Source organism: Streptomyces sp. NPDC005017 (assembly GCF_042873115.1).
Taxonomy (GTDB): Bacteria; Actinomycetota; Actinomycetes; order Streptomycetales; family Streptomycetaceae; genus Streptomyces.
Genome location: NZ_JBIALD010000003.1, coordinates 283,482 through 296,933, shown reverse-complemented (window position 1 = coordinate 296,933; position 13,452 = coordinate 283,482). Strand labels below are relative to the sequence as shown.

General features: G+C 74.6%; 12 protein-coding genes. 5 read left to right on the top strand and 7 right to left on the bottom strand.

Going from position 1 to position 13,452, the window contains the following annotated elements; translation table 11 throughout:
* Window positions 1-46 precede the first annotated feature (46 nt).
* The 4 genes from ACFYR0_RS06425 to lnt all read right to left on the bottom strand — a co-directional run bounded on the left by ACFYR0_RS06425 (window position 47) and on the right by lnt (window position 5,153).
* Entirely contained in the window at window positions 47-2,056 is a 2,010-nt protein-coding gene (locus ACFYR0_RS06425) for a helix-turn-helix domain-containing protein (RefSeq protein ID WP_389322492.1), read from the bottom strand.
* A 76-nt stretch (window positions 2,057-2,132) separates the two neighbouring features.
* Window positions 2,133-2,933, bottom strand: a complete 801-nt coding sequence (locus tag ACFYR0_RS06420; protein WP_386378622.1) for a 3-hydroxybutyrate dehydrogenase — start codon at window positions 2,931-2,933, stop codon at window positions 2,133-2,135.
* A gap of 54 nt (window positions 2,934-2,987) precedes the next feature.
* Window positions 2,988-3,467, bottom strand: coding sequence for an NUDIX domain-containing protein (locus ACFYR0_RS06415; RefSeq protein ID WP_389322490.1), 480 nt, complete (start codon window positions 3,465-3,467; stop codon window positions 2,988-2,990).
* A gap of 75 nt (window positions 3,468-3,542) precedes the next feature.
* Window positions 3,543-5,153, bottom strand: a complete 1,611-nt coding sequence (gene lnt / locus ACFYR0_RS06410) for an apolipoprotein N-acyltransferase (RefSeq protein WP_389322488.1) — start codon at window positions 5,151-5,153, stop codon at window positions 3,543-3,545.
* A 562-nt stretch (window positions 5,154-5,715) separates the two neighbouring features.
* Between lnt and ACFYR0_RS06405 the strand changes: the two genes are divergently transcribed.
* Window positions 5,716-6,762 (top strand): O-antigen ligase family protein, encoded by a 1,047-nt coding sequence (locus ACFYR0_RS06405; protein WP_389322797.1) that lies wholly within the window; start codon window positions 5,716-5,718, stop codon window positions 6,760-6,762.
* Window positions 6,763-6,861: 99 nt separating this feature from the next.
* Here the strand turns inward: ACFYR0_RS06405 and ACFYR0_RS06400 are convergent, their stop codons facing one another.
* Window positions 6,862-7,407: a hypothetical protein gene (locus tag ACFYR0_RS06400; protein ID WP_389322486.1), complete on the bottom strand. Its 546-nt coding sequence runs from the start codon at window positions 7,405-7,407 to the stop codon at window positions 6,862-6,864.
* A 105-nt stretch (window positions 7,408-7,512) separates the two neighbouring features.
* Window positions 7,513-8,307 carry a glutamate racemase gene (locus tag ACFYR0_RS06395; protein WP_389322484.1) on the bottom strand — a complete coding sequence of 265 codons (795 nt, stop codon included), beginning with the start codon at window positions 8,305-8,307 and terminating at the stop codon, window positions 7,513-7,515.
* 39 nt (window positions 8,308-8,346) lie between these two features.
* Here ACFYR0_RS06395 and ACFYR0_RS06390 point away from each other — a divergent pair, with 39 nt between their 5' ends.
* On the top strand, window positions 8,347-9,537 hold the full coding sequence (locus ACFYR0_RS06390; protein ID WP_389322483.1) for a glycosyltransferase: 1,191 nt from the start codon (window positions 8,347-8,349) through the stop codon (window positions 9,535-9,537).
* A 106-nt stretch (window positions 9,538-9,643) separates the two neighbouring features.
* Here the strand turns inward: ACFYR0_RS06390 and ACFYR0_RS06385 are convergent, their stop codons facing one another.
* On the bottom strand, window positions 9,644-10,945 hold the full coding sequence (locus tag ACFYR0_RS06385; protein WP_389322795.1) for a TerD family protein: 1,302 nt from the start codon (window positions 10,943-10,945) through the stop codon (window positions 9,644-9,646).
* Window positions 10,946-11,247: 302 nt separating this feature from the next.
* Here ACFYR0_RS06385 and ACFYR0_RS06380 point away from each other — a divergent pair, with 302 nt between their 5' ends.
* The 3 genes from ACFYR0_RS06380 to ACFYR0_RS06370 all read left to right on the top strand — a co-directional run bounded on the left by ACFYR0_RS06380 (window position 11,248) and on the right by ACFYR0_RS06370 (window position 13,373).
* The gene (locus tag ACFYR0_RS06380; RefSeq protein WP_389322481.1) at window positions 11,248-11,712 is read left to right on the top strand and encodes a DUF6643 family protein; all 465 of its coding nucleotides are present in this window, start codon (window positions 11,248-11,250) and stop codon (window positions 11,710-11,712) included.
* Between the two features lie 40 nt (window positions 11,713-11,752).
* Window positions 11,753-12,574 (top strand): MOSC domain-containing protein, encoded by an 822-nt coding sequence (locus ACFYR0_RS06375; RefSeq protein WP_389322479.1) that lies wholly within the window; start codon window positions 11,753-11,755, stop codon window positions 12,572-12,574.
* A gap of 196 nt (window positions 12,575-12,770) precedes the next feature.
* Window positions 12,771-13,373, top strand: coding sequence for a hypothetical protein (locus tag ACFYR0_RS06370; protein ID WP_389322477.1), 603 nt, complete (start codon window positions 12,771-12,773; stop codon window positions 13,371-13,373).
* Window positions 13,374-13,452 lie beyond the last annotated feature (79 nt).

The following is a 13,452-nucleotide window of genomic DNA, read 5'->3' as shown; positions in this document are numbered from 1 at the left end:
CCCTCCCCCGGTCCACCGGCCCCCGTACGCCCCACTCGTACGGGGGTCAGCGCTGTGCGGGCGAGGCCAGCCGGTGCAGCCGCAGGGCGAGCTGGATCTCCAGGGCGCGGGCCGGGCTCTGCCAGTCCTCGCCGAGCAGCCGGCCGACCCGGTCCAGCCGCTGGGCGACGGTGTTCACATGGACGTGCAGGTCGTCCTTGGTGCGCGCCGGGCTCATCCCGCAGGCGAAGTAGGCGTCGAGCGTGCGCACCAGGTCGGTGCCGCGGCGTTCGTCGTAGTCGACGACCTGACCGATCGTGCGCTCGACGAAGCCGGCTATGTCCCGGTCCCCGGCGAGCAGCAGGCCGAGGAAGCCGAAGTCCTCGGCGGCGGCCCCGTCGCCGGTGCGGCCGAGCAGACGCAGCGCGTCGAGGCAGCGGCGGCCCTCGGCGTAGGCGGCGGCGACGGCGTCGGGGTGCGCGGTGAGGCGCTCGACGGGGGCGGAGGCGCCGACGGTGACGGCCTCGTGGACCGCGGTGCCGAGCTGGCGCGCGGTGCGGCGGGCGAGGCCGGTGGCGGTGTCGCCGCCGGTGAGCGGCAGCAGCAGGACGGTGCCGCCGTCGCGGGCGGCGGCCAGGCCCCGGCGGGTGGCGGCGAGGTGGGAGGCGGCCGACCACAGGCGTCTGCGGGCGGCCGCCTCGTGCTCGGCGTCGGCGGCGGGGCCGTCGAGTCGGGCGGCCAGCACGACATGGGTGGCGTCCAGGTCGGCGTGCAGCCGGGAGGCGCGTTCGCGCAGCAGGCGCGGGTCGCGGTCGCGGGCGTCGAGGAGGTCGTCCAGCAGCTCGCCGCGCACCCGGTGCTCGGCCTCGGCGGCGGAGCGGCGGGCCAGGAGCAGCAGGGAGGTGACCATCGCGGCCCGCTCCAGGGTGCGCTGGTCGACGGGGTCGAGGCCGGGGTGCCCGCGCAGGACGAGCGCGCCGAGCAGTTCACCGCCCGCGGAGACGGCGGCGATCCAGTCCTCGTCGTGCCGGACGGCGTGGCCCTCGGCGCGGGAGGCCTCCAGGGCCTTCGCGGGGGCCGCGTCGGCCTCGGTGAACTCGACGGTGCCCTCGAGGACCTCGGAGACGGCGGCGGCCACGTCGTGCACCCCGCCGCCGCGCAGCACCAGTTCGGCGAGGCGGTCGTGGACGTCCGAGGCGCGTTCGATGACGCCGCTGCGGTCGCGGATGATCTCGTTGGCGCGCTCCAGTCCGGCGAGGGCGGAGCGGGTCTCGGTGAGGAGGTTGGCGGTGTCGATGGCCGCCGCGGCGAGCGCGGCGAAGGAGCCGAGCAGCGCGATCTGCTCCCGCTCGAAGACCCGGGCCCGGCGGTCGGCGGCGTAGAGCACGCCGATCACGGTGTGCCCGAGCATCAGCGGCACACCCAGGATGGCCACCAGGCCCTCGTCGTGCACGCCGGTGTCGATGGTGCTGGTGTGCTGGAAGCGCTCGTCCTCGAAGTAGTCGTCGGTGACGTACGGGCGGGCGGTCTGGGCGACCAGTCCGCCGAGACCCTCGCCCATGCCGAGGCGCAGCTGCTGGAAGCGGGCGGCGACCGAGCCCTCGGTGACGCGCATATAGGTGTCGCCGCGCACCGGGTCGTTCAGGCTGAGGTAGGCCACGTCGGTGCCGAGCAGCGAGCGGGCGCGCTGGACGATCGCCTGGAGGACGGCGTCGAGGTCTCTGAGGCCCGCGAGGTCGTGCGCGGTCTCGAACAGGGCCGACAGCTCCGCCTCGCGGCGGCGGCGTCCCTCCAGCTCGGAGCGGACCCGCAGGGCGAGCAGCTTGGCGCGGTCGAGCGCGGCGATCCGGGCGGCGGACCGGCCCTGGGCGCGGGCGGCCAGCACCGGCTGCTCGTAGGCGTCGGCGGAGGCACCCCGGGCGAGCAGCTCGAGGAAGGGCGCCTCGGGGCCGGTGGCGGACTCGGCGGACGAGGGCCCGGCCTCTCCGCCGGGGGCTGCGGCCGCGCCGGACGGGCCGGCCGGGCCGAGGGGCTCGGCGGCGGTCGGTTCGGCGGACTGCACGTGATCGCGGGGCATGGTCACAGGATTCCCCATGACCGGGGCGCACCGGCAGCCCTGTGGAAAACTCCGGGCGCCCCGGCCGTGGCCGTGGTCAGTGCGCGGTCCAGCCGCCGTCGAGGGCCAGGGAGGTGCCGGTGACGAAGGAGGCCGCGGGGCCGCACAGGTAGGCCACGGCTTCCGCGACCTCCTCGGGTTCGATCAGGCGTTTGACCGCGCTGTCCTGGAGGAGCACCTCGGCGAGGACGCGCTCCTCGGGGATGCCGTGCGCCCGTGCCTGGTCGACGAGCTGCTTCTCGACCAGGGGCGTGCGGACGTAGCCGGGGTTCACGCAGTTGGAGGTGACGCCGTGGGAGGCGCCTTCCAGGGCGGCGGTCTTCGACAGCCCCTCCAGTCCGTGCTTGGCGGCGACGTAGGCCGACTTGAAGGGCGAGGCGCGCAGGCCGTGCACGGAGGAGATGTTCACGATGCGGCCCCAGCCCTGCCCGTACATGTGCGGCAGGGCGCCGCGGATGAGGCGGAACGGGGCCTCCAGCATCACGGTGAGCACGGTGTGGAAGACGTCCGGCGGGAACTCCTCCAGGGGCCGGACGAGCTGGAGTCCGGCGTTGTTGACCAGGATGTCGGTGCCCGCGGCGCAGAGTTCGGCCGCGTCCAGGTCGGTGAGGTCCAGCAGCCGGGGTTCGACGGTGCCGGCCAGGCCCGTGGCGTCCTCGGCCAGGGTCCGCAGGCCCGCGTCGTCGCGGTCGACCGCTCTGACCTTGGCCCCGGCGGCCGCGAGGCGCAGGGCGCAGGCGCGGCCGATGCCGCCGGCGGCGCCGGTGACGAGGGCGGTGCGGCCGCCGAGGTCGAGTGCGGAGGCGGGAGTGCCCGGAAGGGCTGAGGGCGGGGTCATGGTCCGACCCTAGGCAGGGCCCGGACCCCGCCCCATGTGGTCAGACCCCACACTTCATGCGGAAGTCATAGGCTCGAACCATGTGGGTTCGTCCGACAGCGCCTGCTTGATCCTGAACTGCTGGGAGGCGGTCATCGGCGGCAGCGCGTCCACCTCGAACCAGCCGACCGCCAGTGACTCGTCGTCGCCCACGACGGCCTCGCCGCCGACGGCCCGGCAGCGCACGGTGACGTCCATGAACTGGCAGCGGTCACCGTTCGGGTACGTGACCTCCTTGGTGGACCTGACGGCCACGATCCGTTCGACGACGCAGCGCACACCGGTCTCCTCGTACACCTCGCGCACCGCGCACTCGGCGGGCTGCTCCCCGGGGTCGGGGATGCCGGAGATCACGCACCAGCGGTGGTTGTCGGCGCGCTGGCCGAGCAGCACCCGGCCCGCGTCGTCGAGGACGACCGCGCTGACGCCGGGGAGCCAGAGCAGCTGACGGCCCGCGGAGGCCCTGAGCGTGCGTATGAAGTCGGGGGTAGGCATACCCCCGACCCTAACCGAGGCGATCTTGGGGCCCGGCGGGTCCGCCGGACGCGGCCGCCAGGGCATCAGAGGGGCCTACGCGCTGCCGGTCCGCCGTGCGCGCACTCCCGCGGCGACCGCCCGGCCCAGCCCGCCGGCCGCGATCAGCACCAGGACGATCTCCGGCAGGACGCCCAGCCGGGTGGCGGGCGTCTCGGAGGACCGCAGGGGCACCTCCTGGACCAGGGAGTCGGCCACGAACATGCCGGTGCGCTGGGTGATCGTGCCGTCGGGCAGGATGACCGCGCTGACACCGCTGGTCACCGGGACGGTGACGGTACGGCTGTGCTCGACGGCCCGGATGCGGGACATGGCGAGCTGCTGATAGGTCATCTCGCTGTGTCCGAAGGTGGCGTTGTTGCTGGGTACGGAGATCAGCTGGGCACCGCCGGTGACGGTGTCGCGCACCGCCCAGTCGAAGGCGGCCTCGTAGCAGGTGGCCAGGCCGATCCGGGCACCGGCGACGGTGAACACCCCGGGCTCGTCGCCCCGGCTGAAGTCCTGCCGGACCATCCCCGTCCAGCTGTCGTTGATCGCGCCGACGAGCGGGCGCAGCGGGAGGTACTCGCCGAACGGCTGGACCTGCCGCTTGTCGTAGGTGTCCACGGGGCCCTTGGCCGGGTCCCAGAGGATCTGCTCGTTCAGGAGCTTTCCGTCGCGCTCGACCACACCGCCGACCGAGATCGGCGCGCCGATCGCCCTGGCGGCCCCGTCGATCACCTCTCGGGCGTCGTCGTTGGCGAAGGGGTCGATGTCGGAGGAGTTCTCCGGCCACAGCACCACGTCCGGACGGGCCACCCGGCCCGCGTCGACGTCGGCGGCCAGCCGCAGCGTTTCCCGCGCGTGGTAGTCGAGCACGGCCCGGCGCTGGGCGTTGAAGTCGAGTCCCGCGCGCGGGACGTTGCCCTGGACGACCGCGACGGTGAGCGTGCCGTCCTCGGCCTTGTCGCTGACCAGGGTGCGGGCCGACAGCGCCCCGGCCACCGGCGCCGCCACGCTCAGCAGGGCCACGGCCGCCGCACCGCGCCGCCACACGCGCGTGCGCCGCCGTTCCAGGACCAGGCGTACGACGTCGTAGAGCCCGAAGCCGCACAGGACCACCGCGAAACCGAGCACGGGGGTGCCGCCGAGGGCGGCCAGCGGCAGGAAGACGCCGTCGGCCTGGCCGAAGGCGACCTTGCCCCAGGGGAAGCCGCTGAAGGGCGCACGCGCGCGTGCCGCCTCACCTGCGGTCCACACGGCGGCGGCCCACAGCGGCCAGCCGGGCAGCTTCGACACCGCGGCGACGCCCGCGCCGACCAGCGCGACGAAGACCGCCTCGATCACCACCAGGGCGAGCCAGGGCCCGGGGCCCACCTCGACGCCCGTCCACACCAGCAGCGGCAGCAGGAAGCCCAGGCCGAAGAGGTAGCCGAGGCCGAGAGCCGCCTTGAACCCGCGGCCGCGCAGCACCCAGCCGAGGACGGCGAAGGCCGGCAGGGCAAGCCACCACAGGGTGCGCGGCGGGAAGCTGACGTAGAGCAGCACTCCGGAGAGCGCCGCGGCGACGGCCGGCACCAGGCGCGGCAGCCGCGCGCCGCGCGGGGCGGGCTGCGTCTGCGACGGGGTCCGGTCCGACTCGCCCACGGGGGTTGCGGTGACGGTCACTCCCGGAGTGTACGGCGGCCGACGTGGGGGCCGACAAGCCCGGTCCACGGAGGCGGGGCCGCTCCGAGCTGGCCGGGAGCCGGTCCCGGCGCCACGGGACGGCCATGACCGGCGCCCGCTCCGAACAGGCCGGGAGCCGGTCCCGGCACCATGGGACGATCGTGACCGGCGCCGGCTCCGAACAGGCCGGCAGGCGTTCGCGGCGGCACGGGACAGCCATGGCCGGCGCCCGCTCGGCGAGGCCCTCCGGCCCCGTCGGGCCACGGCTCTGCCGCAACGTTTCTGCACAACTCGCCCCCGATCGTCCCCGTTCCGCCGCCCAGCGACTACGGTGAGCCGGAGCCGCGCGGACCAGCGCGTACGACGCCCGGGGGCAGAGTTCTCGCGGGGCCGGACGACGTCGGGGCGTACGGGGCAAGCGGGGTGGGACAGGACGGACGGGGTCCGAATCCACCGCACGGCGCTACGGTGTGCCCGAGCCGTACGACCGGTCGGTAGGGGTCCGGGGTGTGCGGGACGGTCGGGGGGCCGGGGTACGGGGGGTCAGGTGAGCTGGACGGGAATGGCGTCCGCGACGGGGGCGGAGGCCCACGGCGACGGACGCCGGAGTTCCGATGCCGCGGGTGTGATCGTGCTGGGGGCCTGTGCCGCCTGGGCGGTGATCTCGGCGTCCGCGCACGGCGGCCGTCCCGAGGGGATGCTGCTCGCGGTGCTGGCCGTGGCCGCCGGGCACTCCGCCGGGCGGATCTCCGGCGCGCTGCTGCCGGTCGCCGCGCCCTGCGCCGCCGCGCTGGGCGGTCTGGGCCTCGCGATCGCCACGCCCTATCTGACACCGGGGGCCCAGTCCGGGGTGCCGTTGGGCGAGGCGGGCGCGACCGCCGCGCTGCTCGCCCTGAGCACGGGCGCCGCCTGCTGTGCCGCGTGGGCGGCCTCGGCGCCCTCGCTGCGGCTGCTGCTGCGGCTGCTGGCGTGCGGGATCGCGACGGCCGCCGTCGCGCTGGGGACCACGGCCGGGGCCGTGCTGTGCGCGATCGTGCTGCTGTGCTCGCTGGCCGCCGGGGGCATGCGCAGCCGGGGGCTCGGTGTCGCGGGCCTCGCTACGGCGGCGGCGCTGGTCACGGTGGCCCTCTGGGCCGTCGCCGAGCGCGCCCTGCCGGACGGCCTCGCCGTCTCCCTGGAGAGCAGACTGACCGCCAAGCGCGTCGAACTGTGGCAGGACGCGGTGCGCCTGGCGCACGACGACCTTCTGCTGGGCGTGGGTCCTGGCCGCTTCGGGGAACTGAGCCCGGCGGCGGCCGGGGCGCCCTTCCCCGACGGGAAGCCGCACTCGGCGCCGCTCCAGATGCTCGCGGAGCAGGGGGTGGTCGGTCTGGTGCTGCTGGGCGCCGCGTTCGTGTGGGTGCTGCACACACTGTGGCGCAACGCCCGCACCACCCCGGTCGCCCTGACCGCGGGGGCGGCCCTCACCGCCGTCGCGGCCGTCTCGGCGGTGGGCAACGCGCTCAGCTTCACCACGGTGTCGGTCGGCGCGGGCCTGCTGGCGGGCCTGGCCACGGCCAGGCCACTGGCCGAGCAGCCCTACGAAGCGGGAGCCCGGTCCGGGGGCTGAGGCCGGGCGGAGACGTGGACCGAGGCCCGGGGCCCGCGTGCGGTGCCCGGTGGGCGCGCCCGACGTCAGTGCGCGACGCGGGGGTGCTCGGGCGCGACGTCAGTGCGCGGCGCCGGGGGTGCTCGCGCGCAGCCGGTCCCTGATGACCCGGACGGCCGCCTCCGCGTCGTCCACCGTGATCGTGAAGGTGTGGCCGTCCCACAGGCGCAGCACGACGCCCTCGCCCCGGCGCACCACGACCGCGGTGCCCTTCTCCGGCCGCCAGCGGTAGCCCCAGCCACCCCAGTGACGCGGCGTGACATGCGGGTCGAAGTCGGCCCCGGCCACGTGCGACAGCGGGATGCGGCGGCGCGGCACACCGATGTGGCCGCAGCGCACCTCCAGGCACTCGTCGTCGACCCGCAGCGCCACGTGCACGAAGGCCAGCGTGCCGAACAGGACCAGGAGGCCGCCCGCGATGCAGCCGACGACGGCCATCACCAGCGGGGCGGTACCGGAGGTCCACGGGGAGGCCACGGCCAGTTCGATGCCGAGCGCGACACAGGCGGCGCCGATCAGCGCCAGTAGCCACTGGACCCGGTTGGTCGCCCGGCCGGTCCAGACCTCGGGGTGCGACGAGTCGTCGCCGTGGGCCTGCTGCCTCATGCCTTCGAGATTACTCAGGTTCCGCTCCGCCGGTACCGGGTCGCGGAGAGTGACTGGTCCGGACGGACGTGCGCCGGCTTCCCGCCGAAGGGGCCGGGTACGGGGCTACGTGAGATCCGCCGCCGGGCTGACCGCGGGAAGCAGTCGGCCCTCCTCGTAGGCCAGCGCGGGCGCGGGCAGGACGCCCTCGCGGCCGCTGAGCAGCACGGTGAGGGCGCCGAGGGCGGGCGCCTCGGGGGCCGGGGGCTCGCCGATACGGCGCAGGGCCTGCGCGGCGACCGCCCCGGCGGAGCCGTGCAGGACCAGGGGCGGCATGCCGGGGCGCTGGACGGCGGCACGGATGCGCTCGGCGACCAGTTCGTAGTGGGTGCAGCCCAGGACGACGGTCGTCACGTCCGGCGGGGTCAGGGCGGCGGCCGCGGTGACCGCGGCCTCCACGGCCGCCTCGTCCGCGTGCTCGACGGCCTCGGCCAGGCCCCAGCAGGGCACCTCGGCGACCGGGACGCCGTCGGCGTGGTCGCGGATCAGGCCGCGCTGGTAGTCGCTGCCGGTGGTGGCGGGGGTGGCCCAGATGGCCACCGGGCCGCCGCCGGCGGCCGCCGGCTTGATCGCCGGGACCGTGCCGATGACCGGCAGGGCGGGTTCGAGGCGGGCGCGCAGGGCGGGCAGCGCGTGCACGGTGGCGGTGTTGCAGCCGACGATCAGGGCGTCGGGCTCCCGCTCGGCCGCGGCCTCGGCGACGGCCAGGGCACGCCGTGTGAGGTCCGCGGGGGTGCGCGGGCCCCAGGGCATGCCGTCGGGGTCCAGGGAGAGGACGAGATCGGCGTCGGGGCGCAGGCGGCGTACCGCGGCGGTGGCCGCCAGCAGGCCGATTCCGGAGTCCATGAGCGCGATCTTCACCCGGCCACGATAGTCGATGTGCTCCCGTGGCCCGGGGGCGTGGGGCACACTGCGCGGGTGGGCGCCTTCGTGTGGATCTCCGCCGGATCACTCGCCGCCTGGCTGTGGCTGCTGCTCTGCCAGGGCTTCTTCTGGCGCACCGATGTGCGCCTTCCACCACGCCGCGATCCGGAGACCTGGCCGTCCGTGTGTGTGGTCGTACCGGCCCGTGACGAGGCGGACGTACTGCCGTCGAGTCTGCCCTCGCTGCTCGCGCAGGACTATCCAGGGCGGGCGGAGGTGTTCCTCGTCGACGACGGCAGCGCCGACGGGACCGGGGAGCTGGCGCGTGAACTGGCGCGGCGGGGCGGGCTGCCGCTCACCGTGGGGTCGCCGGGCGAGCCGCCGGCGGGCTGGACGGGCAAGCTGTGGGCGGTCCGGCACGGCATCGCGCTGGCACGCGCGCGTGAGCCCGAGTACCTGCTGCTGACGGACGCCGACATCGCGCACACCCCGGACAGTCTGCGCACGCTGGTGGCGGCCGCGCGCACCGGGGGCTTCGACGCCGTGTCGCTGATGGCGCGGCTGAGGGTGGCCTGCGGCTGGGAGCGGCTGGTCGTCCCGGCGTTCGTCTACTTCTTCGCCCAGCTCTATCCGTTCCGTCGCGTCGGCCGCCGGGGATCCCGTACGGCCGCAGCCGCGGGCGGGTGCGTGCTGCTGCGGACGGAGGCAGCCGAGCGGGCCCGTGTCCCGGACGCGATCCGGCACGCGGTGATCGACGACGTGGCGCTCGCACGGGCGGTGAAGAAGGGCGGCGGCCATATCTGGCTGGGGCTCGCGGAGCGGGTGGACAGCGTGCGGCCGTACCCGCGGCTGGCCGACCTGTGGCGGATGGTCTCGCGCAGCGCCTACGCGCAGTTGCGGCACAACCCGCTGCTGCTGGCGGGCACGGTCGCTGGGCTCGCGCTGGTGTACCTGGTGCCCCCGGTGGCCCTGACCGCCGGGCTGGCGGCGGGGAGCACGGCGACGGCGGTGCTCGGCGGTGCGGCGTGGCTGATCATGGCGGGGACGTACGTGCCGATGCTCCGTTACTACGGCCTCTCGCCCTGGCTCGCCCCGCTGCTGCCGTTCACCGCGTTCCTCTATCTGCTGATGACGGCCGACTCGGCGGTGCAGCACTACCGGGGGCGGGGTGCGGCCTGGAAAGGCCGCACCTACGCGCGCCCGGACACGGTCGGCGAGGAGAGCTGACCGTGTCCCCTCTATTACGGGGCGTCCGCGGAATCACCGTGGGCGTCCTCTTCAACACGAGGCGTTCTCCCCAAGGTGTGAGCGTCCAGTTCGTTCCCCGCGCGTTCTACTTACGGCCGGGCGTCCAGTTCATTCCCCAGCCGTAGGCGTAGTCGACGGTCCGCTGGGGGCTGACACCGCGTTCGGGCACCAGGTAGCGGGCCTCGCGCTGGACGATCAGGTCGTTGCCGGTGTTGGTGATCAGGGCGAGGGCACAGACCGTCGAGGGGACCGTGCACTCGTCGAGGGAGAACTCGATCGGGGCGCCGTACTGCGGTTGCAGCGTGACCGTGGCGTGCAGGTCGGCGAAGGAGCGGGCGCCCTCGTAGATGGTGACGAAGACGAGGACGCGCCGGAACCACTGCTTGTGGTCGAGGTTGACGGTGAGGTTCTCGCCCGAGGACACCGCTCCGGTGCGGTCGTCGCCGTCGAGGTGGATGAACGGCGGCTGGTGCAGCGCGCCGAAGGCGTTGCCGAGGGCCTGTACGACCCCCTTGCTGCCGTCGCTGAGCTCGTACAGGGCGCACAGGTCGAGGTCGAGGTCGGAGTGCATCGCGACCGGGCGGCCGAACTTGCCGGCCCAGCCCGAGAACTGCTTGCGCACCTCCCAGTTGAGGTTGACCCGCATCGCTCCGGAGGTGCCGCCCTGCTTGGTCAGCGAGACCGAGGGCGCCGCCTTGGTCAGGGTGACCTTGGAAAGGCTCACGGGCTGGGCGGGCGGCGGCGGGGGCACGGTGACGGGCGGGGCGGGCGGCATCGGCTGCGCGGCGAGCGTGGGCATCGTCGACTGCGAGGGCGCGGGCCTCGTCGGCTGCGGCACACGAGGGGCGGCGGGGGGCGCCTGGTGCTGGGGCTCGTCCACGGTGATGCCGAAGTCCGTGGCGAGGCCCTCCAGGCCCCGGTCGTAGCCCTGGCCGACCGCGCGGAACTTCCAGGCGCCCTGACGCCGGTAGAACTCGCCGAGCACGAAGGCCGTCTCGACGGACGCGCCCGTGCTGTCGAAGCGTGCGGCCACCGTGCCCCGGGCCGCGTCACGGACCTCGATGTAGAGGCCGGTCACCTGCCCGAAGGAGCCGCCGTCCGTCGAGGCGGCGAGCACCACGGTCTCCACCGAGGGCTCCACGCGCGCGAGGTCGACGACGATCGTGTCGGTGACCTGACCGCCGGCGTCGCGCTTGCCCTCGTGGCGCACGGCGCCGGAGGAGTGGGCCGGCTGGTTGTAGAAGACGAAGTCCCCGTCGGACCGCACCTTCCCTCCCACCAGCAGCAGGGCCGAGGCGTCGGCGTCGGGCACACCCGGGCCGGAGCGCCAGCCCAGCTCGACCCGCAGGGCCGTCGTGGGCACCGGAACGTTGGAACCCTTCGGCATTGACATGTCCGCCCCCATCACGGGTCACCGCGCCAGGTCGGGGCCCGGCGGCAATCGATGTCTTCTGTGTGCGCCCAACCTATGCGCACAGACCCGCGGGGCTCATCCGGATGGCCGGAACACCACCCGTACAACCGCCGGTAACCCCCCGGGAGCTGAGCTTTTACACGATCCAAGTGACGATTGCCGCCCCTTTTTCTCCGAATTCGCTCGCATTGGGGATCCCGCGTCACGTCGGGCACGGAAAACAACCCTCTTATCGGTCTCCCCAACCAGCACATCGTGGGCTTAACTTATGTGCCATGACCTCCCCCCGCTCCACCTATGGCGGCGGCTATTACTCCGCCTCCTTCCCGGACACCCCGATCTACGACTCGCTCGTCGCCGAGCGGGGCACCCCTCAGATCGCCCCGATCCGGGTCCCCGCCGCGTACGACATGCCGGGCGCCGGTCTGTCCGCGATGCCCGCGATGCCGGGCAGCAGTCTGCCGGCGCTGCCGGCGGCGCTGCCCGCCCTCCCGGCGGCTCCGTCCCAGCCCTCCTACGGCTATCCCCAGCAGGCGCAGCCCGCCCCGCTGCACCAGGCCGTGCCCACGGGGTACATCCCGCAGCAGGCCGCCGCGCCGCGCGGCTACCAGGGCCAGCAGCCGCCGCGTCCGCCGATGCCGGGTGCCGCCGGCTACGAGGCGATGCGCCCCGCGGCTCCGCGTCCGGTCCCCGCGCCGTACCAGGATCCGTACAACAACCAGCAGTATCGCGGCTACTGAGATCCTCCGGGCTGTCGGCGCCCAGTGGCACGATGGCCCCATGGGGATCGCGGAGCTTCAGTCGATACATGTCCATCCGGTCAAGGCGTTGCGGGGTGAGAACCCACGCGAGGCCGTCGTGGAGCCCTGGGGGCTGGCCGGAGACCGACGCTGGGTGCTGATCGACGACGGGGGAAAGGTCGTCACACAACGCCAGCACCCGCGCCTCGCGACGGCCGCCGCCGGGCTCGTGCCCGGCGGCGTCGTGCTGTCCGCGCCCGGACTGCCGTCCCTGACCGTCACCGAGCCGGAGCCGGTGGACCTCGTCGCACTCGACATCTTCGGGACCAAGGTCGAGGGCGCCCTCGCCGGCCAGGACGCGCACGACTGGTGCAGCGGCTATCTCGGCGTCCCGGTGCGCCTGGTGCACATGGACGACCCGGCCACGCGCCGCCCGGTCGACCCGGACTACGCGCTGCCCGGCGAGACCGTGTCGTTCGCGGACGGCTTTCCGCTGCTGATCACCTCCGCGTCCTCGCTCGACTCCCTCAACTCCCTGATCGCGCAGGGCGCCCACGCGGCCGAGGGCCCTCTTCCGATGAACCGCTTCCGGCCGAACCTGGTCGTCTCGGGCACCGGGCCCTGGGCCGAGGACGACTGGTCGCGCATCGCCGTCGGCGACGTGACCTTCCGGGTGGCGAAGATGTGCGGGCGCTGCGTGGTGACCACGACCGACCAGGGCACCGCCGCACGCGGCAAGGAGCCCCTGCACACGCTCGGCCGCCACCGGCGCTTCGCGGGGTCGCTGGTGTTCGGGCAGAACCTGGTGCCTCTCACGCTCGGGACGGTCCGGGTCGGGGACCCGGTGCGTGTCCTCGGATAGCCCGGCACCGCGCGAATCGGGTGGGGCGCGCGGGAACCCCGGCGGGGAGGCCGGGCGTTGGAACGGGTGAGAAGTGCGTGAGAGGTCCCGTCCGGCGTGAAGTCGCCCTCCATCGGGTGACGTCGCTCTCCGCCGGGCCGGACCCCGGGCGGGCGTCTCCGGCGGGAGGTGTCACGGAGCGGGGAGGGGGGCGGACGTGCGGGCGATCAGCGGGCTCTGGCGCTGGCGGCACAATCCGCTGCGCCGCGGGACGGATCTGGCCGAGGCCTGGGTGTGCCTGACGATCCTGCTGCTGATACTTTTCGCCGCCCCGCTGACCGGCGCGCTGGTGGGCGCGGCCGCGCAGGACACCCTCCAGCGTTCCGTGCAGGAACAGCACCGACAGCGCCATCCGGTGACGGCCCAGGTGATCCGCCGGCTGGAGCGCACCGCCCTGGGCGCCGACCCCGAGACCGGCGCCCGGGACACCCGCACCCGGGTGCTGGCGGGCTGGACCGCCCCGGACGGCACCGGGCACCGGGGGGCGTTGGCGGCGCAGTTGCGCGACCCGGGCCCCGGCGACGAGTTCCGGATATGGACCGACGCGCACGGCCGGCTCGCGCCCGGACCACTCGATCCGGCCACGGCCACCACCCACGCCGTCCTCGCGGGCATCGGAGCGACGATCGTCGCCGCGGCCCTGATGGAGTCGGCCCGGCGGCTGGTCCTCTGGCGCATGCTCAGGCTGCGGTACGCGCGCTGGGATCAGGCCTGGGACCGGGCGGGACCGGACTGGGGCCGCACCGGTACCGGCAGCTGACGGTCCGCGACCGCCTTCCGGCTCCGGTCGGTCCACGGCTCTCCCGCACGCTACGGTTGACCGGCCGAACCCCTTCGGC

Excerpts from the sequence above, each read along its gene's own strand:
- ACFYR0_RS06425 (WP_389322492.1), bottom strand. The coding sequence starts at position 2,056 with ATGCCCCGCGATCACGTGCAGTCCGCCGAACCGACCGCCGCCGAGCCC.
- ACFYR0_RS06420 (WP_386378622.1), bottom strand. The coding sequence starts at position 2,933 with ATGACCCCGCCCTCAGCCCTTCCGGGCACTCCCGCCTCCGCACTCGAC.
- ACFYR0_RS06405 (WP_389322797.1), top strand. The coding sequence starts at position 5,716 with ATGGCGTCCGCGACGGGGGCGGAGGCCCACGGCGACGGACGCCGGAGT.
- ACFYR0_RS06380 (WP_389322481.1), top strand. The coding sequence starts at position 11,248 with ATGACCTCCCCCCGCTCCACCTATGGCGGCGGCTATTACTCCGCCTCC.
- ACFYR0_RS06400 (WP_389322486.1), bottom strand. The coding sequence starts at position 7,407 with ATGAGGCAGCAGGCCCACGGCGACGACTCGTCGCACCCCGAGGTCTGG.
- ACFYR0_RS06415 (WP_389322490.1), bottom strand. The coding sequence starts at position 3,467 with ATGCCTACCCCCGACTTCATACGCACGCTCAGGGCCTCCGCGGGCCGT.
- ACFYR0_RS06375 (WP_389322479.1), top strand. The coding sequence starts at position 11,753 with ATGGGGATCGCGGAGCTTCAGTCGATACATGTCCATCCGGTCAAGGCG.
- ACFYR0_RS06385 (WP_389322795.1), bottom strand. The coding sequence starts at position 10,945 with ATGCCGAAGGGTTCCAACGTTCCGGTGCCCACGACGGCCCTGCGGGTC.